Genomic DNA, 24483 nt, shown 5'->3' with positions numbered 1-24483 from the left:
GTGACGGATCGGTGCCCGGTCAGGGCAGGTAGTACATCGGGTTGGGCAGCTTGATCTGCAGGTCGTCGTAGCCGCCCTCCAGGTCGCTGTACTGGTCGCCGACCGACGCGACGATGTTGTAGCCCTCGGACTCGATGTACTTCCGTGTGCCCGACTTGTACTGAATCGTCGTGCACGTCGACCCGCACGTCAGGTACGCCGGGGGGTTGGTCTTGTTCTTCAGGAACAACCGGTCCGGGCCCATGGCCTCGGTGTAGCCCACCTTCTGCAGGTTGCCGACGGTTGCGCCCCGCTGGGTCTCCGGACGGCCGGTGATGAAGAAGACCGTGTAGCCGTGGGTGTTGACCCAGTTCACCAGGCTGGTCATGCCGGGGTTGGCCGGGAATGCCTCGGCATTGACGAAGTCCGCATTGGTGGCCGGCACATAACCGAACTGCGAATACACCTCGTAGTTATAGGTGTTCAGCGTCGTGTCGTCGATGTCGAAGACGACGGCAGGCTTGCCCTTCTCGCCCCTGCCCGCGTGCCAGTGCGCGAGCTGGTTCTGCAGGCGGGACTCGATGCCCTTCATCTCCTTGGCGTACGCGCCGGTCGGCGACGGTTCGGTGAGCGTGGTGAGCCCGAGCGAACTGGTCAGTGCAGCCGGCGCCGCGACCGTGGTCGAGCCGTAGTACGCCGTGATGGCGTCCTCGACGAGAGTGACGTTCGGAATGCTGTCGCCGCGGGTGGTCACGTGCGGCGGGGTGCCCGGCGGGCGGCCGGCGTGCGCATCGGCGTTCGCCATACTGCCGCCGACCAGGCCGGCGACGGCGAGCACAGCGCCGGCGATGATGGGGGTTGTGCGGGTGTGACGGGTTCTTGCTGACATGACGGTTGCTGCCTCCTGGTAGTGATCCCGAGGCTGTTCAGGGTGGCAGGAAACAACCCCGCGCGGGCTGTATGGCGCTGCCGAATCTTCGGTCCGGCCTCGTCCACCGGTGCGGGAAGCCCGTCAGGCGCTGGTGGTCTGTTCCTGGTGCCGCAGCTCGCCCGCGCCGACGAAGCGGTAGCCGACGTTGCGCACGGTGCCGATCAACGAGTCGTGCTCGGCGCCGAGTTTGGCGCGCAGGCGTCGCACGTGCACATCGACGGTGCGGGTGCCGCCGAAGTAGTCATAACCCCACACCTCTTGCAGCAGCTGCGCTCGCGTGAAGACCCGGCCCGGGTGGGCCGCCAGATGCTTCAGCAACTCGAACTCCTTGTAGGTCAGGTCGAGCGTGCGCCCGCGGATCCGGGCCGAATACGCCTCTTCGTCGATCGTGAGCTCGCCGGCAGTGATGCGGGTCGGCTCGTCGTCCTCGTCGGTGCTGGTCCTGCTCAACGCCAGACGCAACCGCGCCTCGACCTCTGCGGGTCCGGCAGTGTCGAGCACCACGTCGTCGACCTGCCACTCCGCGGTGAGTGCGGCCAGCCCGCCTTCGGTGAAGACAGCGACCAAGGGCGCTGACAGACCGGAACTACGCAACACGCGCGACAGCCCGCGGGCGCTCGCCAGGTCACGACGGGCATCCAGCAGCACGACGTCGCAGTCCGGTGGATCGACCAGAGCCTGTGGATCTGTCGGCAGGATCCGCACCCGATGCCCCAGCAGGCCCAGCGCTGGAAGCACCTCGATGCTCGCGCCAGGCGAGTCGGTGAGGAGCAGCAGGCGGGCCATGCCCTAAAACAATACGGGTACAACGTCGTAACCTCGACGTGTTCCGGCGCGGGCGTGAGCCGCGCCACATTCGACAAACGGAGACGCGATGGCACGGATCACGGTGCGCTACTGGGCGGCGGCAGCTGCTGCGGCCGGCGTCACGCAGGAGTCCGTCACGGCGAGCACTGCGGCGCAACTACGGTCGGCCGCTGTTGAAGCACACCCTGCTCTGGCACCCGTGTTCGCTGTCGCGTCGGTGCTGGTGGACGGCCGACGGGTCGAGGGCGAGGCGCCGTTGCCGGACGGGTGCACGGTCGAGGTCCTCCCGCCGTTCGCCGGTGGGTGATGCAAGGATGCGCGTTGTGTCCGAACCCTCGACCGCCGCACCTGCCACCCGATCCGCCATCTCGCTCGGCGCAGTCAGCCTGGTCGCCGGAGTGGTTGTCGCCGCGGCCCTGATCGTCGGCGCGATCGCCGGACACCACGTGACCGCCTACGTCTTCGCCGTCGCCGGGCTGGGACTGTCGTGGGGCTGGCCGGTCCTGATCGATGCGCCGCGGCCCGCGGGCAGTTCGATCGTCCTGGCGATCGGCACGGTCGGTATGACGGGGGTTCTGTTGCTCTCGGGTCACCACGACGGAATGCGCGCCCTGAGCGCCGTTCTGGCGGTGGCGTTGGTGCTGGCGTTCCTGCACGAACTGGTGCGCACCGACGGGCGCGCGTCGCTGGTGCTGTCCATCGCCGGCACCTGTCTGGGACTGGCGTTTCTGGCCAGTGGTGCGACCTACGCCGCCGCAGCCTTCCACCATCACGGTTCCGAAGCCGTCGCGGTGACGGCGGGCGCGGCGTGCCTCGGCCTGCTCGTCCACGGAACCTTGGGGCGGACGCACGCAGCCGAATGGTCGGTGCCGGTGAGTCTCGCGCTGGGTGCCGTGCTCGGACTCGTCGTGGGTCTGTCGTCCGGCACCCGCTGGAACATTCTGCTGCTGGCCGGTCTGATCGCTGCAGCAGTGGCGGCGGCCGTGCGTCGCGTGGTCGACGCCGACGGCACCACGACTGCGGCGACAGTGGCCTACGGGGCCGCGGCGATCCTCGCGCCGGGCATCTGCGCGTATGCCGCGGTGTGGATCCTGGCGCACTGACCGGTCACGGCCGTGGTCAGCGGACCCGGTTGCTACTCCTTGCCGACCTTCTTCAACTCGGCCGAGACGTGGCTCTGCAGCGACTCACCCATGGCGGCCATGTCCATCGCCCACATCATGTTCGAATTCACGTAGCCGTAGAGACGGGACGCGGCGGCATACTCCTTGGCCGCCGGGCTGCGCAGCACCCCGTCGGTGCGTAACTCGATCTTCGCCGGAGAGGTATTGCCGTAGTACAGCTCGACGATGCCGGTCGGATGGGTCAACAGCAGTTCGACCTCGTTGTCCGGCAGCGGACGCCAGAAACCCAACTCGGTCGCGAGCGGTCGCACCTTCTCGCCGGCGTCGTCGAGCAACCACGTGCGCGACTCCCAGCGCAGGAACGGCCTGCCGTCATGGGTGCAGATGACCTCTTGGCCGAAGTTCGCCGACTCGATCGTGGGATAGCCGACCACGCCTGCTCCCTCCCAGCGGCCGATCAGCCAGGCGAGGGGAGCGAGGTCACGAGGCAGGTCAAGGTCGAGTTCGAACGGCACTTGAGCGATGGTATCGGTTGCCTCGATCAGTGGATGTCGTTCTTTCCGTAGGTGTAGGTCGACATCTTGTCGTGGTAGAGCGCCTGACCCAGTGCCTTCATCTGGGTCGTGTTGACGATGTCGATGGACCCGGCGACAGGGTTGCTGCCGAATCCGCTGAACGGCGCGGTGTAGTACGTGATGTCGCTCGAGCGCACGTTGCGCAGGTTGAACGCCAGATTGCGCAGGTCGCTGCTGGAGGTTGCGGCGTCGACCTGCATGTATTTCGTCAGGTCGTTGACGGTCTCGGCCAGCTTGATCGGATTGAGCAGGGTGCCCGCGCTGAGGGTCTTCTTCAGCACCGCCTTGATCCACTCCTGCTGGTCGCGGCCGCGATCGATGTCGCCCTCGGCCAACTGGTGACGTTCACGCACGAACTGGAGTGCCTGTTGGCCGTTCATCTTGTGGTATCCCTGGGAGAAATCTCCGAAACCGCGCTCGTCGAACGCCTGTGGCACGTAGATGTCGACACCGCCGAGGTCGTTGGTCAGATCCGCGAAGCCCTGGAAGTCGATGACGGCGTAGCGGTTGATGGTGACGCCGCCGAGCAGGTCGGAGATCGTCTCCGCGAGCAGCGCAGGCCCACCGAAGGCGTAGGCGGCGTTGATCTTGTTCTTGTCGTGGCCAGGTATGGCGACGTACAGGTCACGCGGGAAGTGGATGACCTGGGCGGTCTTGTAGCCCTTGCTGATGTGCACGAGTTGGATGACGTCGGAACGCGCGCCCGCCGAGACGTCGGTCACCGACCCGGAGCGCGTGTCGGTACCGATGAGCAGGATGTTCTGCGAGTTGCCTGCGTCGGCGGCGGGGGGAACGGTGCTCTTGGGCAGGGCGACGCCGTGCGTGAGGTTGCGATCCAGGATGTGGTTCAGATAGAGCGCGAATCCGCCGACGGCCACGGCGATGATCACGATGATCGACAGCAGGCTCAGCAGGGTGACTTTGAGGAAGCCGGCCTTCTTCTTCGGGCGACGGCTTCGCCCACCGACCGTTCCTGCGGCTGCGCCCCCTTCGCTCACATCGTCCGAATCGCCCCCTGCAGCGGCGTCGGTACCCGCGTCGACGGGCACCGGTTGGGTGTGGTCTTCGGCGCCTGGCTCCTCATGCGTCATGGCCGGGAGTGTAGATGGGATGCCCGCTGGATGGAGAATGTCCGGCCGCGACGTACGCTGAAACGGTGACCGCCGACACCTCCTCCGCCCTGCTCGCCCGACCCGGCGCGGTGTCCGGCGATGGTGTCGATGCCGGGGTCGCAGCGCACTACGGAGACCCGATGCGCGAGCAACGACTGCTGTCCGAAGGCCTGGCCGTCGTCGACCTGTCGCACCGCGGCGTCGTCACCGTCACCGGGCCCGACCGACTCTCCTGGTTGCACTCGATGACCACCCAGCAGCTGACCGGCCTGGCGGCATACACCTCGACCGAGTCGCTCGTACTCAGCCCGCACGGCCACATTGAGCACGCGCTGCACGTCGTCGACGACGGCACGACGACGTGGCTGTCGGTCGAGCCCGGCACCGCTGATGCGCTCGTCGCCTGGCTGGAGCGGATGAAGTTCATGTTGCGCGTCGAGGTGGCCGATGTCTCCGACCGGTACGCCGTCCTCGGTGAGCCGATCGATGCTGAGTCGACCGCAGCGGAGTTGAGCAGCCGCGGCGTGATCGCCTGGCGTGACCCGTGGCCCGGGCTCGGGCCCGACACTGCGACGTATGCCGCGGCGAACCCCCACCCCGGCGAATCGCGGGTATGGCGCGAGCTCATCGTTCCCCGTGCCCAACTGGATGCCGAGGTGGGCGACCGCCCGCTGGCAGGCACTTGGGCAGCGGAAGCCCTCAGGGTGGTGGCCTGGCGGCCACGTCTGCGCCTGGACACCGACCACCGGACGATTCCGCACGAACTCGACTGGCTGCGCACGGCGGTTCATCTGCACAAGGGGTGTTATCGCGGCCAGGAAACCGTCGCGCGGGTCCACAACCTCGGCCGGCCGCCGCGCCGGCTGGTGTTCCTGCACCTCGACGGCTCAGGGCACGTGCTGCCCGATGCCGGGGCCGAGCTCGTGATCGCCGACGGGGAGCGGCCGGTCGGCCGCATCACGTCCGTGGTTCGCCATGCGGAGGACGGTCCTGTCGCACTCGCTGTGGTCAAGCGCTCCACGGATCCGCAGGCAGTGCTGCATGCCGGTCCCGTGTCGGCGGCCCAGACGGTCATCGTCGAGCCGTAGTCCACCCGACCCTGCGACTGCAGGAACGGCGGTTGTCAAGGGCTTGTGAGCGAGGTCACGCTAACTATGGCTTGCAACTTGCTAACTACAGCAAGCATAATGTTACTCGTGAGTCCGAATCCGGTGGGTGACGTGGGTAGCTACCTGAAGGACCAGCGTCAGCAGGCGCAGTTGTCCTTGCGGCAACTCGCCGAACGCACCGGAATCTCCAACCCGTATCTCTCGCAGATCGAACGCGGTCTGAAGAAGCCGAGCGCCGAGATCCTGCAGGCCCTCGCGAAGGGGTTGCGGATCTCGGCCGAGCAGTTGTACGTGCATGCCGGGATTCTCGAAGCGTCTCCGGACGCCGCCGAGACCCAGGCCGATGCGCGAGCGGCCATCCGGCTGGACCCACGCCTGACGGACAAGCAGCGCAAGGTGCTGCTCGATGTCTACGACTCTTTCGTCGAGGACTGACGCAGGAGTCGCACAGGCGGTTATCGCCGACTGTGCACGAGAAATGTTGTTGCCCAAAGCGAACCGAAGTACCACGAAAGGACCGGCCATGGCCGCCACCGACCAGCTCCGCAAGAACCTCGACGCGACCCCGCTGTACGCACTCGTCGGTGCGGCGGACGTCGCAGTGTCCGGCGTGCGTGACGCGCTCACCCGAGTCGGCGAGCGCGCCGGCTCTGCGCTGACCGAACTGTCGCCGAAGAACGTGCAGACCCGCATCTCCGGCGCGGTCGTCGACGTGCGTGATCAGGCGCTGTCCCTGCCGTCGCGGGCGACGCAGCGCTACGAGGCCGTTACCGGCGACCTCGAGAGCTCCTACAACGAACTCTCCGACGGTTACCTCGATTTCGCCGAGCGTGGCGAGAAGGTCATCGGCGAACTGCGCCGTCAGCCGGTCGCGCAGAAACTGTCCTCGCGTGTCGACAGTGCGGTCGACCAGAGCCGCTCCGCGGTCAAGTCCGCCCGCAAGACCGCGCGCGACACTCAGGGGACCGCTGTGAGCACCGCCTTCGCAGCCCGCAAGGAAGCCGCCAAGAACGTCGCCAGCCTGGCCGGCCGGGTCGGCTCGCAGGCCGGCAAGGTCGAGGCCGAGGCCGCCACCGCGGCCCGCAGCAGCGCCGCCAAGGAGGGCGCCGCCAAGCCGACCGCCAAGAAGCCCGGTCGCAAGCCGGCCCGCAAGACGATCGCCGGCAAGGCCACTGCCACCAAGACCACCGCCAAGGCGCCGGCCAAGAAGGCTCCGGCGAAGCGGACCACCGCCAAGAAGGCTGGTCCGGCCAAGAGCACGCAGTCCGCTCAGACCACGCCGGCTGCCTCGGCGCAGGCCACTCCGGCTGCGGCGTCCGAGCAGGCTTGAACGCTCCCGTTGCAGTTCTGACCGACTGCACCTGATCGGCGCGCTGCCGGTCCCACGAACTCGTGGGACCGGCAGCGCGTCTTTGGCTGTGCATCGCCGCGGCAGCAGCCGCATCATGCGACCGCAGTTGTCGCCGCACAGCCGACTCGGGGAGCCGACTACCGGGTACGTCTGGTGGCCCCCTATCGTCGGCCCGGTGACCAGTTCTGCTGATGCCCTCGCCGCGGCCCCTGTCCTTGCCCAGGTCGACCGAAACGGTTTCGTGGAGTCCGTGCACCACGGTGTCGCGGTCATCACTGGCCCCGACGGATCCGTCGAGTTCGCCGCCGGCGATGCGAGTGCTCCCTGCTTCCCGCGCTCGTCCAACAAGCCGATCCAGGCGCTGGCGATGCTGCGCGCCGGGCTGACGCTCGGGGACCCGAGACTGCTCGCGCTGGCGTCGGCGAGTCACTCCGGTGAGGACTTCCATCTCGCCGGCGTGCTCGAAATCCTCTCGGGCGCGGGCCTTTCCGAGACCGACCTGCAAAACACCCCCGACCTGCCGTATGACGAGCAGGCTCGCCGGGAATGGCTGCGCGGCGGGCGCGACGCCACCTCACTTGCGCAGAACTGCTCCGGCAAGCACGCCGCGATGCTCGCGACCTGCGTGGCCGCCGGCTGGGACACCCGCACCTACCGCGACCCTGAGCATCCGCTGCAGCAGCTGATGGCTCAGACCCTCGCCGACCTCGCCGGAGAACCGGTCGCGGCCACCGGTATCGACGGCTGCGGCGCACCCGTCATGGCCATCTCGCCGGGCGGTCTCGCACGGGCCTTCGGCCGGATCGCCGGTGCGGCCGACGGAACCGACGAGGCGAGGGTGCGAGACGCCATACGTGAGCGGCCGGAGTATCTGGGTGGCACCCGACGCGACGTGACCGCGCTGATCCGCGGAGTCGACGGTCTCATCGCCAAGGATGGCGCCGAGGCGGTCTACGCAGTCGGTCTGGCGGACGGACGCGGTTTGGCGGTCAAGATCGCCGACGGCTCACAGCGAGCCCGGCCGGTCGTGATGGCGGCGCTGTTGCGGCGTGCCGGCATCGACGGCGATGCGGTCGACGCGCTCGCGCACAGCGAGATCCTCGGGCATGGGGCACCGGTCGGCGCGGTGCGCGCCATCGGCATCTGACTCGCGGGGTCAGGAGTCGTGGGTGGCGGCCTCACAGGTGGCACCTGACTGATCGTGGATGGCCGGCGATGTTTGACGGTTAGGCTGACCGCCATGGGAACAACGTTCTTCCACCTGCAGGCCTACGTCGGGCTCGTGCTCGGCGTGATCCTGTTCGCGATGCAGGTGTTCGCCTTCATCGACTGCCTACGGCGCCGCAGCGACGCCTTCACCGCGGCGGGCAAGCTGAGCAAGCCCGCGTGGCTGGCGATCACCGGTGTTGCAATGGTGCTCGGGTTCTTGTCGATCGAGGCTCCGCTGAGCATCTTCGAGATCGTCGCAGTCGTCGGCGCGGCGGTCTATCTGGCCGATGTACGCCCCGCCATACAGCGGGTTCTGGGGAACGCACGCAGCAACCAGAACGGCCCCTACGGTCCGTGGTGAGCTCGGACTCCGGTCTGCGCACGCTCGCGCCCCGCACCTCGCTGCTGCCGACCCGCGACGGCGCCCTCGAATATCTCGTCACCGGATCTGGTTCTCCCACAACTGTTTTCGGTCACGGCCTTGCCGGTTCCATTGCGACGACCCGACCATTCGGATCGTCCGTCGCCGGATCCCGCGCGTTCTTCCACTTCCGCGGACACGGCGCGTCCTCCTCGCCCGAGACCCCGTGGACGTATGCCGCGCTCGCCGGTGAGTTGCGCGCCGTCGCCGACCATGTCGAAGCCTCGCGAGCGCTCGGCGTCTCAATGGGTGCCGGTGCGCTGAGCCACCTGCTGGGCGAGACGCCGGACCGCTTCGAGCGACTGGTCTTCGTCATACCGGCGGTGCTCGACACCCCGCGCACCGATGCCGCCCTCGACCGCCTGATCCGGATGGGCGAACTGGCGCAGGACCGCGACGTCGACGCCGTAGCCGAACTCATGCTCGAGGAACAACCGGCCGCGATGCGCGACCGGCCCGAGGTCCGCGGATGGTGCCATGACCAGGCCGCGACGATCGTGCGCACCGATGTGAGTCGGGCGCTGCGCAGCATCCCGCACGAGGTGGCCCTTGCCGATCGGTCGGTGCTGCGCGGTGTGACCGCGCCTGCACTCATCCTGGCGCAGCAGGACGATCCGGCGCACCCGGTGTGGGTGGCGGAAGAGCTCGCGCGGCTGTTGCCGCATGCCCGGCTGGAAGTCCTTCCGCCCGGCGGCATCCTGTGGTCGCATCGGCCGCTGGTGCGATCGCTCATCGGGGAGTTCCTGGCGTGATCGAACGGCTCGAACCGCGGATCCAGAACTACGCCTGGGGTTCGCACACGGTGCTCGCTGCTCTCACGGGGCGCAATGGGCCGACGGTTGCGCCCGAGGCGGAACTGTGGATGGGCGCCCATGAAGCGGCGCCCGCCGGCATCGCGGGATCGACCCTCGACAGGGTGATCGCCGCCGACCCGGTCGGAGTGCTGGGCGCGGCGTGCGCGCAGCGGTTCGGCGGCCGGCTGCCCTTTCTGCTGAAGGTCCTGGCGCCCGAACGCGCGCTGTCGATCCAGTGCCACCCGAACGCGCAACAGGCGATCGACGCCCCGTCAGGCACGTATGGCGACCGGTGGCCCAAGCCGGAAGCGCTCATCGCGGTCACCGACTACGAGATCTTCGTCGGTCTGCGGCCGTATGCCGAGACCGCGGCCTTCCTGCGTTCTTTGAACCTGTCACGCATGGACGCCGTACTGGCGCACTGCGACGTAGCGCCGCAGCCCGCGCAGGCGCTGCTGGCGAGCCTGCTGCAGACGAGCGACGACGCGCGAGCGACCCTGGTTGCCGAAGTCGTCGACGCCATCGGCGAGCACTCGGACACCGACACCACCGTGGCGGCGGTGCTTCGGATCGCGCAGCAGTTTCCCGGGGACATCGGGTTGGTGGTCTTGTTGACGATGGTCCACCGGATCCTGCGACCCGGCGACTACGTCTTCCTGCCCGCAGGAGTGCTGCACGCCTATGTCCGAGGCACCTGCGTGGAGATCCTGGCCAACTCCGACAACATCGTGCGGGCAGGCCTGACTCCCAAGGCGATCAACATCGAGGAGTTGCTGCGCATCGTCGACGTCGATCAGGCGATGGTCCCGCAGCAAGGCACCGGCGACCGGGTGCACTCCTTTCCCGCGCAGACCCAGCACTTCCAGTTGCACGTGGTCGGAGGGGGAGCCGGGCCGGTCGCGCTGCCCGGCGCCGGCGCCCCGCGCATCGCGCTGGCTCTGGACGACGAGGTGACGGTTTCGTCCGCTGAGGGCTCGGTCGTGCTGGCGCCGGGTCAGTCGTGCTTTTTGGATGCCGGAGCCGATGGCGTGACGGCTACCGGTCCGGGCCGGCTGTATCTCGCTGCGGTGCCTGCTGAGGTCGTGACGGTCTGATCGGTCGGCGTCCGCCGGGTTCGAGGGTGCGTCGATTTGGCCGCCATGCGGGTGCTCCCCTACCCTTGGGGTACCGAAGACCGCAGGTCACTGTCGTCGCGCTCGCGCGCCGACAGCCGAAGGTCCCGCAGCGAGCGGGCGACCCGCGCAGGTGAGCACGGCTGCACGACCAGCCACGGCATACAGCTCGTATGCCGCCCGGTCGTTTCACGCCCCGGCGCATCTGCGACCGGGGCGCTTTTTGTTGCTGGACCTTGGATGGCCGGTGGGATTCCTCATCATTCACCGATCAAGGAGGTCCGCATGGCCAAGTCCGACAAGTCGGCTGCCATCGCCGAGCTCACGGGACAGTTCCGTGACTCGGGTGCGGCCGTGCTGACGGAGTACCGCGGTCTGTCCGTGGCCCAGCTCACCGAGCTGCGTAACTCTCTGCGTGAGCACGCGACCTATTCCGTGGTGAAGAACACGCTGACCAAGCGCGCCGCCGCCGAAGCCGAAGTCACGGCTTTCGACGGCCAGCTGCAGGGTCCGTCCGCGATCGCCTTCATCACCGGGGAACCGGTCGAGGCGGCCAAGGTGCTGCGTGACTTCGCCAAGGCAAACCCTCTCCTGGTGATCAAGGGCGGCGTGCTTGACGGCAAGGCCCTGTCATCGGAGGACATCACCAAGCTTGCGAGCCTCGAGTCTCGCGAGACCCTGCTCGCCAAGTTGGCCGGCGCGATGAACGCGTCGCTCAGCCAGGCGGTCTACCTCTTCGCCGCGCCGCTGTCGCAGACCGCTCGGGTCGTCGACGCGCTGCGCGCCAAGGTCGAGACCGAGGGCCCGGTCACCGCCGACGCCCCGGCCGCTTCCGCCGAAGAGACCCCCGCCGAGGCCCCGGCCGAGGCAGGCACCGACGTCGCCGAGGGTGGCGACGAGAACTGACGCTGCACAGCGTCATGTTCGACAGATCAGAAGCACCCACGCCACTCACGGCATACGACCTCGGTCGTTAACGAAACGAAAGGTTGCCAACCATGGCAAAGCTCAGCACTGAAGAGCTCCTTGAGGCCTTCAAGGAGATGACCCTGATCGAGCTCAGCGAGTTCGTCAAGGAGTTCGAGGACACCTTCAACGTCACCGCCGCGGCCCCCGTGGCCGTCGGTGTTGCTCCGGCCGGCGGCGCCGCTGCCGGTGGCGACGAGGCCGCGGAGCAGGATGAGTTCGACGTCATCCTCGCCGCTGCCGGCGACAAGAAGATCCAGGTCATCAAGGAGGTCCGCGCGCTGACCTCCCTCGGCCTGAAGGAAGCCAAGGACCTCGTGGACGGCGCCCCCAAGCCCGTCCTGGAGAAGGTCGACAAGGCTGCGGCCGAGAAGGCCAAGGAGCAGCTCGAGGGCGCCGGCGCGACCGTCGAACTCAAGTGAGCCACGCGGTCGCCTGACCGCTGCAGCATTGCCGAAAGCGTGTCCAGCCCTCACGGGCCGGGCACGCTTTCGTCGTTCCCGGCCGCGCCGGACGCGAAAATTTCTGCCAATTTGCTGATATCGATTGACCAAGAAATGTTGAAGTGGTTTGATTCCGATGATCGATCGCGAGCGAATATGTTCGATTTGCTCGGATCGCCACGGCGCTGTGGCGCATTCATTGGGAGGCCAACATGGTCAAGTCAGCACCTTCGACCCCTGCTCAGGACATCGCTCGGCGCCTTGGAATGGGCGCTCCGATCGGCCGGCGGACCGTCCTGAAATCCGCCGCCGTCACCGCAGGCGCCGGGTTGCTCGCAGCCTGTGGCACCAAGGGCAGTGGCGGCAGCACGGGCAAGCAAAGTGGTGGCGGCAACTCCGTCACGTTCGGCTCCAACTACTCCGACCCCGCTCCGAAGGAAGCCTTTGCGGCGCTGATTTCCGCTGCGGAGAAGAGCACCGGTGTCAAGGTCAAGATCAACACCACCGACCACAACACCTTTCAGAACAACATCAACTCCTATCTGCAGGGGTCCCCTGACGACTTGTTCACCTGGTTCGCCGGCTACCGCCTGCAGACCTTTGCCAGCAAGGGGTTGATCGATCAGATCGACGACGTCTGGGACACGATCGGCAGCAACTTCTCCGCGCCCGTGCAGGACCTGTCCAAGGGCGCCGACGGGCACTACTACCTCGTGCCGATCTACAACTACCCGTGGGTGGTCTTCCAGAACATGACCGTGTGGAAGAAGAACGGTTATGAGGTCCCGACGACCTGGGACTCGTTGATCACGCTGTGCAAGCAGATCAAGAAGGACGGCCTGATCCCGTTCGCGTTCGCACAGAAGGACGGCTGGCCGGCCCTCGGGACGTTCGACATCCTCGACCTCCGGCTCAACGGATACGACTTCCACATGCAGCTGTGCCGGCATCAGGTGCCGTGGACCGACCCGCGAGTCACGACGGTCTTCGAGCACTGGGCGGAGTTGCTGCCCTACTGCCAGGCCGGCGCCACCGGGCGCATCTGGGAGGACGCGGCCAAGACGCTCGAGTCCGGGCAGGCCGCCATGATGTTCCAGGGCACCAACCAGGTCGCCGCGCAGTATGTCGCCGACAATGCCGATCTGTCGGCTCTCGACTTCTTCGTCTACCCCGAGATCAACCCGCAGTGGGGCCAGGACTACATGGATGCCCCGGCGGACGGCTTCTGCATCTCCTCCAAGGCCAAGAACGTCACCGCCGCCAAGAAGCTGCTCGAATACATCGGCACCGGTGCCGCGGAGTCGGCCTACCTGAAGTACGACCAGTGGGACGTCGCGGTGGCCAAGGACGCGACGGTTCCGTCATACAACGCGATCCAGAAGAAGTCCGTCGAGGTCATCAGCCAGTGCAAGCAGGTCTCGCAGTTCATGGACCGCGACAGTGACGGCGGCTTCGCCGACAACACGGTGGCCGCCGCCTTCGACACGTTCATCAACAACCCGACGATGAGCGAGGCCAAGTCGATCCAGTCCAGCCTCGAGGCGCAAGCCAAGACGGTCTTCGCCTCCTGATGACCACAGGCTCTCTCGACGGTCCGGCGAAGTCAGCATCGCCGGCCCGTCGCAAGCTCCCGCGGGGGCGTCGCATCGCGGCGCTGTCGAAGCGGGACAAGGTGCTTGTCGCGTTGATGCTGGGGATCCCGCTCGCGGCGGACCTGCTGTTCATCTGGCTGCCTGCGGTGGCCACCGTCGGTTTGTCCTTCACCAGTTGGGACAATCTCGGTGGGTTCAGCTCGATCAAGATGACCGGCCTGGCGAACTACAAGTTCGCCGCGCAGACCGACCCACAGTTCTGGCCGGCAGTCGAGCACAACATCATCTGGCTGCTGGTGTTCGTCTGCGTGGCGACCCCGTTGGGCATGCTGTTCGCCGTCATCATCGACCGCAACATCCGTGGCAGCAGGATCTATCAGAGCGTGCTGTTCCTGCCGGTGATGCTCTCGCTCGCCTTGATCGGCATCATCTGGGAGCTGATCTATTCACCGAACTACGGTCTGATCAACAGCATCATCGGGCGGACCGGCAACAACGACGCGATCGACTGGCTCGGCAACTCCCACACCAACCTGTGGGCGGTGCTGGTGGAGGCCAGTTGGCGTCAAGCGGGATACGTCATGGTGCTCTACCTGGCCGGACTCAAGGCGGTCGACCCGACACTGCGCGAAGCGGCGCAGATGGACGGTGCCGGAGCGTGGATGACCTTCCGCAAGGTGATCTTCCCGGTGATGAAGCCGATCAACATCGTGATCCTGGTCATCACGGTCATCGAGTCGTTGCGCGCCTACGACCTCGTCTACATCACCTCCGGCGGCAACACCGTCCTGCCGGGCCTGGAGATGCTCTCGATGCTGGTCACCGAGTGGATCATCGGTCAGACCCAGCGCATCGGTTACGGGTCGGCGCTGGCCGTCGTGCTGTTGCTGGTGTCGCTGGTGCCGATCTGCATCTTCCTCTACACCAACTTCCGCGAGGAGGACGCAGCATGACCGCGGCCAGCATCCCGGCGGCCCCTGCCAAGCGGCGCAACCGGGGACAGCTCGCCTCGACGATCTTCATGATCGTCATGACTGTCCTGTGGATCGTGCCCATCCTGTTCGCGCTGTATGTCGCGCTGCGTCCTATCGCGAGCACGTCCAAATACGGCTACGTCTCGCTGCCGCACGGCGGGCTCACCCTGAGCAACTTCACCAATGCCTGGACGCAGGGCCAGATGGTGCACTACTTCCTCAACTCGGTGTGGATCACCGTGCCGGCGGTCATCCTGACGTTGGCGATGGCATCGGCGGTCGCCTTCATCCTGACCCGGGTCAAATTCCGCGGCAGCATTGCGCTGCTGATCCTGTTCACGGCGGGCAACCTCTTGCCGCAGCAGGCCATCATCACGCCGTTGTACTGGATCTACACCCAGTTGGAGGTGCCGACCTTTCTGAGCTCGTCCGGTGTTCTCTACAACACCTACCTCGGGCTGATCATCATCAACGTCACCTTCCAGCTCGGCTTCTGCACCTTCGTGCTGAGCAATTACATGAAGTCGATCCCGGCCGAGATGTATGAAGCCGCCCGGGTCGACGGCGCCGGATTGTTCACCCAGTGGTGGCGGCTGACCCTGCCGATGTGCCGACCCGCTCTGGCCGCGCTGGCGACGTTGCTCACGACGTGGATCTACAACGACTTCTTCTGGGCGACCGTGCTGATGTCGACCGGAAGCAAGCGGCCGATCACCTCGGCACTCAATGACCTGCAGGGCCAGTTCGTGAGCAATCAGAACATGATTGCGGCAGCCGCTCTGATTGCGGCGATCCCGACGCTGGTGGTGTATCTGGTGCTGCAGAAACAGTTCGTCGCGGGACTCTCTCTCGGTTCGAGCAAAGGCTGACACGCGGCGAAACAGTGTTTCGCCGAATGTTGGGGAGCGCCGTTCGTAGCCGACTTCACCGGGCCTCGGACCCACCGGACGCCGGCGCCGGACTCAGAGCTGACCTGAGTTCGGCGTCGGTTCTTTGCGTGTGAGCGCAGTGCTCGTCGGGCGCGCGATTCGACCTGTGCGGCTGATGGCCTCGCCCCTGCGGGTGACCCGCCGGTACTCACGGCAGATCGTCTGCGAGATGACTAAGCGAGCGCTTAGTCAGCGCGCTACTCTGGGGTTCGGAAGCCCTCAACGAGGAAGGTCTGTTTCCTATGCACTTGCACCTGACCGCCGAAGACGCTGCCTTCCAGCAGCAGATGCGGGAGTTCTTCACCACCCAGGTTCCGCAGGACCTGCGTCAGCGCTGGGCAGCGGGCGGAGAGCCGTCTGCCGACGACATGCGCCAGGCGCAGCGGATCTTGAACGAAGCCGGCCTGGCGGTGCCGCACTGGCCCGTCGAGTGGGGCGGCAAGGAGTGGTCCCAGCTGCAGCGCCACATCTACCTGCAGGAGATGCAGGACGCCAGCGTCCCGCCGCCACTGGCGTTCAACGCCAACATGGTCGGCCCGGTCATCGCGGCCTTCGGTTCGCAGGAGCTGAAGGAGCGCTTCCTGCCGCCGACGGCCAATCTCGACATCTGGTGGTGCCAGGGCTTCTCCGAGCCGAACGCCGGCTCCGACCTCGCCAGCCTGCGCACCTCGGCGGTGCTCGAAGGTGACGAGTGGGTCGTCAACGGCCAGAAGACCTGGACCACCCTCGGCCAGCACGCCGACTGGATCTTCGCGCTGGTCCGCACCGAGCCCGATGCGCCCAAGAAGCAGATGGGCATCTCGTTCCTGCTGATCGACATGAAGTCACCCGGGGTCACCGTCCGGCCGATCCAGCTCATCGACGGCGGCCACGAGGTCAACGAGGTCTTCTTCGAAAACGTCCGTGTGCCCGCCGACCAACTCGTCGGCGAGCGCGGCCAGGGGTGGACCTACGCCAAGTTCCTCCTCGGCAACGAGCGCGTCGGTGTCGCCCCGGTCGGCAGCATCAAGCGCCGACTCGCCGATGCCAAGTCCTATGCCGCTGCCACTCGCGACGGAAACGGATCGCTGTTGGATCAGCCACTTGTCGCCGCACGCATCGCCGAGCTCGAATCCCAGGTCGCAGCACTCGAACTCACCGTGCTGCGCGTCGCCGGCAATTCCAAGGAGGGTAAGCCGGACCCGGTGTCCTCGATCCTCAAACTGCGCGGCAGCCAGCTGCAGCAGGACGTCCTCGAGCTCATAGCGGACATCGCCGGTCCGGCTTCACTGGAGTGGAAGCGCGGCGACGACAGCGAGACCGAGGCGTGGGCCGCGCTCGCGACACCGACCTATCTCAACTTCCGCAAGGCGTCGATCTATGGCGGCTCCAACGAGGTGCAGCGCAGTGTCATCGCCTCGGCGATCCTCGGACTGAAAGGCTGAACGCACATGGATTTCACCTTCGACGACGAACAGAAGGCACTGCGCGACGCGGTGCGAGACCTCGCCGGGCGCCATACGCCGGCCAGCAGCGGCGGGGACGTTCCTGTCGGGCCGGGCAAACACGACGCGGCAGCGTGGTCGGCGATCGCCGACATGGGTCTGCTCGGCCTCGCGTTCGGTGAGGATGTCGGTGGAGCCGGTGCGTCCGCGGTCGAATTGAGCCTCGCAGCAACCGAACTCGGCCGTGGCCGGTTGGTGACCGCCTACGCCGACGCGATGGTCGCTGCGGAGTTGATCAACCGCGCGGGGACTGCCGAACAGAAGGCGGCGTTCCTGCCGGATCTGCTCGACGGCAGTTCGCTGATCGTGCCCGCGCTCGCGGAGCCTGGTCGCGCATGGTCGCTCGCGGCATACGACGTGACGGCCGAGGGGGAGGGCGACTCGGTCGTCCTCACCGGCACCAAGGAGCCCGTGCCGTATGCCGATGTCGCGACGCACCTCGTCGTGACCGCCCGCGCCGGTGACCGGACCGGTGTCTACCTCGTGGCCGACCCGCAGGTGTCCGGAGCGCGGGTGCACTTCGACGCGACCCCCGCCATACAACTCGGGTCGCTCGACGACGCGCCGGCGGCGATCGAGGCGGCGGTCAACCTCGGGATCCTCGCGGTCGTGAGCGAGGCGCTCGGCGCGATGGATGCCGCGCTGCCCATGACGGTCGAATACCTCAAGACCCGCAAGCAGTTCGGCGTTCCGCTGGCAGCCTTCCAGACGCTCACGCAGCGCGCGGCCGACATGTACGTCTCACTGGAACTCGCGCGCAGCACGGTCCTCTTCACCGCAATGGCCCTGGCCGACGACCCGCTCGACTCCGCAGCCGCGTCGCGCGCCAAGGTGCAGGTGGGGCAGTCCGGCCGGCACATCGGGCAGGAGGCCATCCAGTTGCACGGTGGCATCGGCATGACCGCCGAGTATGCCGTGGGCCATTACACCGCGCGGCTGACTGCGATCGAGCACACCTTCGGTGACACCCGGTGGCACCTGGCCCGGCTCAGCGCCTCGCTGCGCGACTACGAGCAGGTCGAGGTGCTGCGCCCGGCCTGACGGTCAGGCGGCGTTGCTGCCCCGTCCTGCCCACGAAATGTCGGGATGCGCCGGATCCAGTGCCAGTGATCCGGCACATCCCGACATTTCGCTGTCCGGTCACGGATCCGGCCACGCTGACTCCGTGACGGCCGGACGGGCTGACCGAGGGGCATTCGTACGGGGTAGATCGGCGTGTTGGCCCGATCCGCGCGAGACGCGCGATGAGAACCGTCTGGGCAGCGACACGATCACCGGGATCGTCGTACGCCAAACCTATGGACGTCACTGACGACGTCTGCGTTCGGTCAAGAAATTGCCATTGTTTTCCCAGGTTAATTGAATGTTTGTGTGTATCCGGTGAAGCTGCTGAAGCCGGTGAGTTTAGGGCCGTCACAGGGTCCGGTCGCCGGCACCGTCACCCGTCATACCGGATTCCACACGGAGGAACACCCATGCGCACCATGCTTCGGATCGCCGCAACCGCTACCGCGGCAGCAGCTGCTCTGACCGCCGCCACAGGCTCGGCCCACGCCAGCGGCGTGAACAAGCCGTACATCATCGGCGGTACCAGCGGCACTTCGCCCTATATCGTGCAGATCGCCGGTGGCGACAGCTCGCAGTCGTGGGGTTGCACGGGGGAGGCGCTCAATGCGCAATGGGTGCTCACCGCGCAGCACTGCATCGACGGGGTCACCTGGATGAGCGCTTACTACGGCAACTCCGTGACCAGCCCCGGCACCGAGTACACCGCCGACCGGGTCGTCGCGTCGCCGTATGGCGATGTCGCTCTCGTGCACCTGTCCTCGGGCAAGACGCTGTCCAGCTACGCGCCGCTGGCGACGTCATACACGGCGAAGTCCGGTGACTCCGGCACGGTGTGGGGCTACGGCCTCCTGGCGGGCGGCGCGCGGCCGACGCACCTGAACAAGGCGACGGTCAACGTCGTGGGCACCAGCAGTGATGCGTACGGAGGCAAGGCGATCCACGTCAAGGGCGTCAACGGCGCGTCCAACCACGGCGACTCCGGCGGCCCACTGTTCGTCGGTGGTGTCATCGTCGGTGTGTGCTCGACCGGCGACGTGGCGGACCCCGGCAGCGACATCCATGCAGGTTCGAATTACGCGAATCTGACCGCGAGCCGTTCGTGGATCCGTAGCACGTCCGGAGCCTGAGACCCGTCGCTCTCATTCACCTGGGTGCCTGACCGCCTGGGTGTCTGAGCGTCCCCATGCTCACCAGATGTCGGTATTCGCCGGATCCGTCGCAAGCGATCCGGCGAATACCGACATCTCGCGTAGTGCGGCAGGGCGAGCGTGCAAGCGTATAAGCGCCTGCGAGAGCGGTGACGACTCGACGAACTCGCCACGTCAGGCCGCCGCTGTCAGCGCGGTCATCAGGTCGTGCGTCCATTCCGGATGCGGCCGCAGGATGTCGCGGCTGGTGACCACGATGACGGTCCAGCCGGCCGCGGTCAGTTGACGACGGCGCTGTGCGTCACGACCGCGTTGGATCGTGTCGGAGTGGTGATCGCCGTCATACTCGACGATCACCTTGGACGCGCGCCAGCAGAGATCGACGTTCGCCAGCCAGGCGCCGTCGAAGCTGTAGATGTCGGCGTTGAGCTCGGGCTCCGTCGCGCCACCGCGGATCGCCTGGAGCCGGGTCAGCGTCTCCATCGGTGACCGGCTCCCGGCGCGCATGCTCAGCAATGCCTCTCGTGCCCGCCGTCGTCCTCGAGCCCGAGGAGTCGCCGCCAGGCGCTCGATGATGTGACCCTGCGCTTCCGGTGCGCGAGCGAGGATCGCGTCGCCGAGGACGATGAGCTCGTCCAGCGACAGAACGGTCGCCAGGTCCAGGAAGGTGTCCACCGTGTCGGTGCACCGCACGCCGAAACCCTCGGCGATGCACCGGTTTTCGAGCCCGCGATGCCCAATGACCGTATGGCGACGCACGATGTTCACGCCGCTCGTGACGACGTGCACGGCGCCATTCTCGGGTGTCGCGAAACCGCCACACTGCAGCCGTCGGGGCAGGGGTAGGCCGAGAAGCTCTGCCGCGGTCTGATGACTGAACGCAGCATCGCCGGGTAACACCAGCGAGATCGCTCTGCACACCGCTGCCAGGTCACGCGCTGACGGTGCCGGCGTGCGGTCGCCGTAGACCCGAGCAGCGTCGACGCGTCCAGGGTCTCGTGTCATACGGACTCCGGACGTGGGCGCGAACAAGTCGCCCGCACGCAGCCGCCGGTCGGTCACTCCGTGGTCGTGGGCCTCGGACCGGGTGAAGGCAGCACCGAGGGTCGGAGGAAGTTGTCCGGGTTGACGCGCCATGACGCCACGATCGGCGATGCGGGGCGAGTGGCGGAGTCCTGATGCGGCCGGTTGGGGACAACCACCTGTTCGGCGCGTCCCTGTGAACACGGGCGGATCAAGACTGCACTCGCGAGGTGTCGCGATCCGCCGGTTTCGCGTGGGGCCGTTCGTGCGAGGTGTCGGGATGTGCCGGTTTCGCGTGGGGCCATTCGTGCGAGATGTCGGGATCTGCCGGATAGCTCGAGGTATCGCGACGAATCGCGACATCTGGTGAGGTTTGTCCTTCGTCGGGCGGAGAAGGGCGCACACTCAGCTGGGATCGCACCCTGGATCTGGCCGCTGCGCGGTCGCACCTCGAAGCGCTCGTGCGCGACACGCACGGGTGTTACCTACGGGTATTGCTTGACCCGGGCGCTTTCAGGGTGCACTCTCATGGCGTCGAATCCGATGGCATGGGGAGCCGTCCGCGGTTCGATCGCTGCTGCGTGTGGACATGCGGCCATCTTTCGGGTACATTGTTGCTTTGCGCTGCCCGTATCCAGCCACTTCACCATTTGTCCGCCCTCAGTTCGCATGCCCCGGCGCAGGTCGTCGTTTGCGAGGCGAGAGTCAGATCGGCACGTCCTCGTGCCGGCGAAGCGGATGACCGGTGGATGTGGCCGGAGATCGAGCCGTCGACCGAACGCCCGCTTTGAAGGCCTGTGGAAGGACCCATCCTTGGCTGCCTCGCGCATTGCGACCCAATCCCTCTCCTCGGCAAAGACGGCCTCCGGTCGTCTGTCGTTCGCGAAGATCCGCGAACCCCTGGAAATCCCTGATCTGCTGGCTCTGCAGACCGACAGCTTCGACTGGCTGCTCGGCAACGAGCGCTGGCAGGCACGCGTGGCCGAGGCCAAGGCGGCCGGCCGCGTCGACGTCCCGGACCGCTCCGGCCTCGAAGACATCTTCGAGGAGATCTCCCCGATCGAGGACTTCTCCGGCTCGATGAGCCTGTCCTTCCGCGACCACCGGTTCGAGGAAGTCAAGTACTCCATCGACGAGTGCAAAGAGCGCGACATGACGTATGCCGCGCCGCTGTTCGTCACCGCGGAGTTCATGAACTCCGGCACCGGTGAGATCAAGAGCCAGACGGTCTTCATGGGCGACTTCCCGCTGATGACCGACCGGGGCACCTTCATCATCAACGGCACCGAGCGTGTCGTCGTGTCGCAGTTGGTCCGCAGCCCGGGCGTCTACTTCGAGCGCAGCCTCGACAAGACCTCCGACAAGGACGTCTACACCGCCAAGATCATCCCCAGCCGCGGTGCATGGCTGGAGTTCGAGATCGACAAGCGCGACACCGTCGGCGTGCGCGTCGACCGCAAGCGCAAGCAGTCGGTGACCGTGCTGCTGAAGGCGCTGGGCTGGAGCGAGGCGCAGATCCTCGAAGAGTTCGGCGAGTACGAATCCATGCGCCAGACGCTGGAGAAGGACCACACCGCCACGCAGGACGAGGCGCTGCTGGACATCTACCGCAAGTTGCGTCCGGGCGAACCGCCGACCCGTGAGGCCGCCCAGAACCTTCTGGACAACCTCTACTTCAACGGCAAGCGCTACGACCTGGCCAAGGTCGGTCGTTACAAGGTCGACAAGAAGCTCGGTCTGCAGGCCGCGCTGAACAACTCGACCCTGTCGACCGAGGACATCGTCGCCACCATCAAGTACCTCGTCATGCTGCACGCCGGCGAGACCACGATGAAGGGCTACCGCGACGGCCAGGAAGTCGACCTGCGCGTCGAGGTCGACGACATCGACCACTTCGGCAACCGTCGTCTGCGCAACGTCGGCGAGCTGATCCAGAACCAGGTCCGCACCGGTCTGTCCCGTATGGAGCGCGTCGTCCGCGAACGTATGACGACGCAGGACGTCGAGGCGATCACCCCGCAGACCCTGATCAACATCCGGCCGGTCGTCGCCTCCATCAAGGAGTTCTTCGGCACCAGCCAGCTGTCGCAGTTCATGGACCAGAACAACCCGTTGTCGGGCCTGACGCACAAGCGTCGTCTGTCCGCGCTGGGCCCCGGTGGTCTGTCCCGTGACCGTGCCGGCATGGAGGTTCGCGACGTCCACCCGAGCCACTACGGCCGCATGTGCCCGATCGAGACCCCGGAAGGCCCGAACATCGGTCTGATCGGCTCGCTCGCGTCCTACGGTCGCATCAACCCGTTCGGCTTCGTCGAGACGCCCTACCGCAAGGTCGAGAACGGCCATGTCACCGACGAGGTCCACTACCTGTCGGCCGACGAGGAGGACGAGTTCGTCATCGCGCAGGCCAATGCGGCCCTGACCGAGGACAACCTGTTCGCCGAAGACCGCGTCCTGGTGCGCACCAAGGGTGGCGAGGCAAGCGACGTCCCGGCCGACGAGGTCGACTACATGGATGTCTCTGCTCGTCAGATGGTGTCCGCCGCGACCGCGTTGATCCCGTTCCTCGAGCACGACGACACCTCGCGCGCACTCATGGGCGCCAACATGCAGCGTCAGGCCGTGCCGTTGGTCCGCTCCGAGGCGCCGCTGGTCGGCACCGGCATGGAATACCGCGCCGCGCTCGACTCCGGTGACGTCGTGCGTGCCGAGAAGGCCGGCGTCGTGACCGAGGTCTCCGCCGACCTGGTCGTCGTGATGAACGACGACGGCACCCAGACGTCATACCGGATCAGCAAGTTCACCCGCTCCAACGCGGGCAACTGCTACAACCACCGTGTGCTGGTCGAAGGCGGCGAGCGCCTCGAGGTGGGTTCGGTCATCGCCGACGGTCCCGCCACCGATGGCGGCGAGATGGCGCTCGGCAAGAACCTGCTCGTGGCGTTCATGTCCTGGGAGGGTCACAACTTCGAGGACGCCATCATCCTGTCGCAGCGTCTGGTGCAGGACGACGTGCTCTCCTCGATCCACATCGAAGAGCACGAGATCGACGCCCGCGACACCAAGCTGGGTCCGGAGGAGATCACCCGCGACATCCCCAACGTCAGCGAGGAGGTCCTCGCCGACCTCGACGAGCGCGGCATCATCCGCATCGGTGCCGAGGTGCGTGACGGCGACCTGCTGGTCGGCAAGGTCACGCCCAAGGGTGAGACCGAGCTGACCCCGGAGGAGCGCCTGCTCCGCGCGATCTTCGGTGAGAAGGCGCGCGAGGTGCGTGACACCTCGATGAAGGTCCCGCACGGCGAGACCGGCACGGTCATCGGCGTCAAGGTCTTCGACCGCGAGGAGGGTGACGAGCTTCCCCCGGGCGTCAACCAACTGGTGCGCGTCTACGTCGCCAACAAGCGCAAGATCACCGACGGTGACAAGCTCGCCGGCCGTCACGGCAACAAGGGCGTCATCTCCAAGATCCTGCCCGTCGAGGACATGCCGTTCCTGGAGGACGGCACGCCGGTCGACGTCGTGCTCAACCCGCACGGTGTGCCGCGTCGTATGAACCTCGGCCAGATCCTGGAGCTGCACCTGGGCTGGGCCGCCTCGCGCGGCTGGGAGATCGAGGGCGACCCGGAGTGGAAGGCGCAGATCGCGCCCGACGCCCACTCGGCCCCGCCGGGATCCCGTGTCGCCTCGCCGGTCTTCGACGGTGCGTCCGAGGACGTCATCACTGGTCTGCTGGACTCCACGCGCAAGACGCGCGACGGCGTCCGTCTGGTCGACCGCAGCGGCAAGACGCAGCTGTTCGACGGCCGTTCCGGCGAGCCGTACCCGGAGCCGGTCTCCGTGGGCTACATGTACATCCTGAAGTTGCACCACCTGGTCGACGACAAGATCCACGCCCGCTCCACCGGTCCCTACTCGATGATCACCCAGCAGCCGCTCGGCGGTAAGGCCCAGTTCGGTGGCCAGCGCTTCGGTGAGATGGAGGTCTGGGCACTGGAGGCCTACGGCGCGGCATACGCGCTGCAGGAGCTGCTCACCATCAAGTCCGACGACGTCACCGGCCGCGTGAAGGTCTACGAGGCCATCGTCAAGGGCGAGAACATCCCCGAGCCGGGCATCCCGGAGTCGTTCAAGGTGCTCATCAAGGAGATGCAGTCGCTGTGCCTCAACGTCGAGGTGCTCTCCAGCGACGGCTCACTGATCGACCTGCGTGACTCCGACCAGGAGGTCTTCCGCGCCGCGGAGGAACTCGGTATCGACCTGTCCCGGCGCGAGCCGAGTTCGGTCGAAGAAGTCTGATGACCGTTTCGTTCTGTATGGCGGTGCTCCCAC

Annotated in this window: 23 protein-coding genes; 18 read left to right on the top strand and 5 right to left on the bottom strand. The window is 66.7% G+C overall.

Annotated features, from left to right (window positions below; translation table 11 throughout):
- Positions 1 to 19: 19 nt before the first annotated feature.
- Positions 20 to 868 (bottom strand): HAD family acid phosphatase, encoded by an 849-nt coding sequence (locus BKA23_RS17155; RefSeq protein ID WP_145230782.1) that lies wholly within the window; start codon positions 866 to 868, stop codon positions 20 to 22.
- A gap of 123 nt (positions 869 to 991) precedes the next feature.
- The gene (locus BKA23_RS17150) at positions 992 to 1696 is read right to left on the bottom strand and encodes a winged helix-turn-helix transcriptional regulator (RefSeq protein ID WP_145230780.1); all 705 of its coding nucleotides are present in this window, start codon (positions 1694 to 1696) and stop codon (positions 992 to 994) included.
- An 88-nt stretch (positions 1697 to 1784) separates the two neighbouring features.
- Here BKA23_RS17150 and BKA23_RS17145 point away from each other — a divergent pair, with 88 nt between their 5' ends.
- A complete protein-coding gene (locus BKA23_RS17145) occupies positions 1785 to 2024 on the top strand; it encodes a MoaD/ThiS family protein (protein WP_145230778.1) in 240 nt (79 codons plus the stop codon).
- Between the two features lie 16 nt (positions 2025 to 2040).
- The gene (locus BKA23_RS17140) at positions 2041 to 2820 is read left to right on the top strand and encodes a hypothetical protein (RefSeq protein WP_145230776.1); all 780 of its coding nucleotides are present in this window, start codon (positions 2041 to 2043) and stop codon (positions 2818 to 2820) included.
- Positions 2821 to 2852: 32 nt separating this feature from the next.
- Here the strand turns inward: BKA23_RS17140 and BKA23_RS17135 are convergent, their stop codons facing one another.
- On the bottom strand, positions 2853 to 3356 hold the full coding sequence (locus tag BKA23_RS17135; protein WP_145230774.1) for a heme-binding beta-barrel domain-containing protein: 504 nt from the start codon (positions 3354 to 3356) through the stop codon (positions 2853 to 2855).
- Between the two features lie 26 nt (positions 3357 to 3382).
- Positions 3383 to 4507: an LCP family protein gene (locus tag BKA23_RS17130; protein WP_145230772.1), complete on the bottom strand. Its 1125-nt coding sequence runs from the start codon at positions 4505 to 4507 to the stop codon at positions 3383 to 3385.
- Positions 4508 to 4572: 65 nt separating this feature from the next.
- Between BKA23_RS17130 and ygfZ the strand changes: the two genes are divergently transcribed.
- The 15 genes from ygfZ to BKA23_RS17060 all read left to right on the top strand — a co-directional run bounded on the left by ygfZ (position 4573) and on the right by BKA23_RS17060 (position 19107).
- A complete protein-coding gene (ygfZ, locus tag BKA23_RS17125; protein ID WP_246104719.1) occupies positions 4573 to 5616 on the top strand; it encodes a CAF17-like 4Fe-4S cluster assembly/insertion protein YgfZ in 1044 nt (347 codons plus the stop codon).
- Positions 5617 to 5724: 108 nt separating this feature from the next.
- Positions 5725 to 6072 carry a helix-turn-helix domain-containing protein gene (locus tag BKA23_RS17120; protein ID WP_170226698.1) on the top strand — a complete coding sequence of 116 codons (348 nt, stop codon included), beginning with the start codon at positions 5725 to 5727 and terminating at the stop codon, positions 6070 to 6072.
- A gap of 88 nt (positions 6073 to 6160) precedes the next feature.
- Entirely contained in the window at positions 6161 to 6967 is an 807-nt protein-coding gene (locus BKA23_RS17115; RefSeq protein ID WP_145230767.1) for a hypothetical protein, read from the top strand.
- Between the two features lie 196 nt (positions 6968 to 7163).
- Positions 7164 to 8135 carry an asparaginase gene (locus BKA23_RS17110; protein ID WP_246104718.1) on the top strand — a complete coding sequence of 324 codons (972 nt, stop codon included), beginning with the start codon at positions 7164 to 7166 and terminating at the stop codon, positions 8133 to 8135.
- A 93-nt stretch (positions 8136 to 8228) separates the two neighbouring features.
- A complete protein-coding gene (locus BKA23_RS17105) occupies positions 8229 to 8558 on the top strand; it encodes a DUF2516 family protein (protein ID WP_145230763.1) in 330 nt (109 codons plus the stop codon).
- The gene (locus tag BKA23_RS17740; protein ID WP_170226696.1) at positions 8555 to 9370 is read left to right on the top strand and encodes an alpha/beta fold hydrolase; all 816 of its coding nucleotides are present in this window, start codon (positions 8555 to 8557) and stop codon (positions 9368 to 9370) included. The genes BKA23_RS17105 and BKA23_RS17740 overlap by 4 nt, the downstream gene beginning before the upstream one ends.
- Positions 9367 to 10506 (top strand): mannose-6-phosphate isomerase, class I, encoded by a 1140-nt coding sequence (gene manA / locus BKA23_RS17100; RefSeq protein ID WP_170226694.1) that lies wholly within the window; start codon positions 9367 to 9369, stop codon positions 10504 to 10506. The genes BKA23_RS17740 and manA overlap by 4 nt, the downstream gene beginning before the upstream one ends.
- A gap of 303 nt (positions 10507 to 10809) precedes the next feature.
- Complete coding sequence (rplJ, locus tag BKA23_RS17095) at positions 10810 to 11430, top strand: 50S ribosomal protein L10 (RefSeq protein ID WP_145230759.1); 621 nt, start codon at positions 10810 to 10812, stop codon at positions 11428 to 11430.
- 92 nt (positions 11431 to 11522) lie between these two features.
- Entirely contained in the window at positions 11523 to 11912 is a 390-nt protein-coding gene (gene rplL, locus BKA23_RS17090; protein WP_145230757.1) for a 50S ribosomal protein L7/L12, read from the top strand.
- Positions 11913 to 12145: 233 nt separating this feature from the next.
- Positions 12146 to 13504 (top strand): ABC transporter substrate-binding protein, encoded by a 1359-nt coding sequence (locus tag BKA23_RS17085; protein ID WP_211841784.1) that lies wholly within the window; start codon positions 12146 to 12148, stop codon positions 13502 to 13504.
- Complete coding sequence (locus BKA23_RS17080) at positions 13504 to 14478, top strand: carbohydrate ABC transporter permease (RefSeq protein ID WP_145230754.1); 975 nt, start codon at positions 13504 to 13506, stop codon at positions 14476 to 14478. The genes BKA23_RS17085 and BKA23_RS17080 overlap by 1 nt, the downstream gene beginning before the upstream one ends.
- On the top strand, positions 14475 to 15368 hold the full coding sequence (locus BKA23_RS17075) for a carbohydrate ABC transporter permease (RefSeq protein ID WP_145230752.1): 894 nt from the start codon (positions 14475 to 14477) through the stop codon (positions 15366 to 15368). Before BKA23_RS17080 ends, BKA23_RS17075 begins: the two co-directional genes overlap by 4 nt.
- A 302-nt stretch (positions 15369 to 15670) precedes the next feature.
- Positions 15671 to 16852: an acyl-CoA dehydrogenase family protein gene (locus tag BKA23_RS17070; RefSeq protein WP_145230750.1), complete on the top strand. Its 1182-nt coding sequence runs from the start codon at positions 15671 to 15673 to the stop codon at positions 16850 to 16852.
- Positions 16853 to 16858: 6 nt separating this feature from the next.
- The gene (locus BKA23_RS17065) at positions 16859 to 17953 is read left to right on the top strand and encodes an acyl-CoA dehydrogenase family protein (protein WP_145230748.1); all 1095 of its coding nucleotides are present in this window, start codon (positions 16859 to 16861) and stop codon (positions 17951 to 17953) included.
- A gap of 434 nt (positions 17954 to 18387) precedes the next feature.
- Positions 18388 to 19107, top strand: a complete 720-nt coding sequence (locus BKA23_RS17060; RefSeq protein WP_246104717.1) for a S1 family peptidase — start codon at positions 18388 to 18390, stop codon at positions 19105 to 19107.
- A gap of 195 nt (positions 19108 to 19302) precedes the next feature.
- Here the strand turns inward: BKA23_RS17060 and BKA23_RS17055 are convergent, their stop codons facing one another.
- Positions 19303 to 20265 carry an endonuclease domain-containing protein gene (locus BKA23_RS17055; RefSeq protein ID WP_170226692.1) on the bottom strand — a complete coding sequence of 321 codons (963 nt, stop codon included), beginning with the start codon at positions 20263 to 20265 and terminating at the stop codon, positions 19303 to 19305.
- Between the two features lie 699 nt (positions 20266 to 20964).
- On the opposite strand from BKA23_RS17055, the gene rpoB reads away from it, so the two are divergent.
- Positions 20965 to 24450, top strand: coding sequence for a DNA-directed RNA polymerase subunit beta (rpoB, locus tag BKA23_RS17050; RefSeq protein WP_145230744.1), 3486 nt, complete (start codon positions 20965 to 20967; stop codon positions 24448 to 24450).
- Positions 24451 to 24483 lie beyond the last annotated feature (33 nt).

It is taken from the genome of Rudaeicoccus suwonensis (assembly GCF_007829035.1).
GTDB classification, from domain to species: Bacteria; Actinomycetota; Actinomycetes; order Actinomycetales; family Dermatophilaceae; genus Rudaeicoccus; species Rudaeicoccus suwonensis.
This window is presented reverse-complemented; position numbering and strand designations above follow the sequence as displayed.

Excerpts from the sequence above, each read along its gene's own strand:
- BKA23_RS17155 (WP_145230782.1), bottom strand. The coding sequence starts at position 868 with ATGTCAGCAAGAACCCGTCACACCCGCACAACCCCCATCATCGCCGGC.
- BKA23_RS17150 (WP_145230780.1), bottom strand. The coding sequence starts at position 1,696 with ATGGCCCGCCTGCTGCTCCTCACCGACTCGCCTGGCGCGAGCATCGAG.
- BKA23_RS17145 (WP_145230778.1), top strand. The coding sequence starts at position 1,785 with ATGGCACGGATCACGGTGCGCTACTGGGCGGCGGCAGCTGCTGCGGCC.
- BKA23_RS17130 (WP_145230772.1), bottom strand. The coding sequence starts at position 4,507 with ATGACGCATGAGGAGCCAGGCGCCGAAGACCACACCCAACCGGTGCCC.
- BKA23_RS17115 (WP_145230767.1), top strand. The coding sequence starts at position 6,161 with ATGGCCGCCACCGACCAGCTCCGCAAGAACCTCGACGCGACCCCGCTG.
- BKA23_RS17105 (WP_145230763.1), top strand. The coding sequence starts at position 8,229 with ATGGGAACAACGTTCTTCCACCTGCAGGCCTACGTCGGGCTCGTGCTC.
- rplJ (WP_145230759.1), top strand. The coding sequence starts at position 10,810 with ATGGCCAAGTCCGACAAGTCGGCTGCCATCGCCGAGCTCACGGGACAG.
- rplL (WP_145230757.1), top strand. The coding sequence starts at position 11,523 with ATGGCAAAGCTCAGCACTGAAGAGCTCCTTGAGGCCTTCAAGGAGATG.
- BKA23_RS17085 (WP_211841784.1), top strand. The coding sequence starts at position 12,146 with ATGGTCAAGTCAGCACCTTCGACCCCTGCTCAGGACATCGCTCGGCGC.
- BKA23_RS17080 (WP_145230754.1), top strand. The coding sequence starts at position 13,504 with ATGACCACAGGCTCTCTCGACGGTCCGGCGAAGTCAGCATCGCCGGCC.
- BKA23_RS17075 (WP_145230752.1), top strand. The coding sequence starts at position 14,475 with ATGACCGCGGCCAGCATCCCGGCGGCCCCTGCCAAGCGGCGCAACCGG.
- BKA23_RS17070 (WP_145230750.1), top strand. The coding sequence starts at position 15,671 with ATGCACTTGCACCTGACCGCCGAAGACGCTGCCTTCCAGCAGCAGATG.
- BKA23_RS17065 (WP_145230748.1), top strand. The coding sequence starts at position 16,859 with ATGGATTTCACCTTCGACGACGAACAGAAGGCACTGCGCGACGCGGTG.
- BKA23_RS17060 (WP_246104717.1), top strand. The coding sequence starts at position 18,388 with ATGCGCACCATGCTTCGGATCGCCGCAACCGCTACCGCGGCAGCAGCT.
- BKA23_RS17055 (WP_170226692.1), bottom strand. The coding sequence starts at position 20,265 with ATGGCGCGTCAACCCGGACAACTTCCTCCGACCCTCGGTGCTGCCTTC.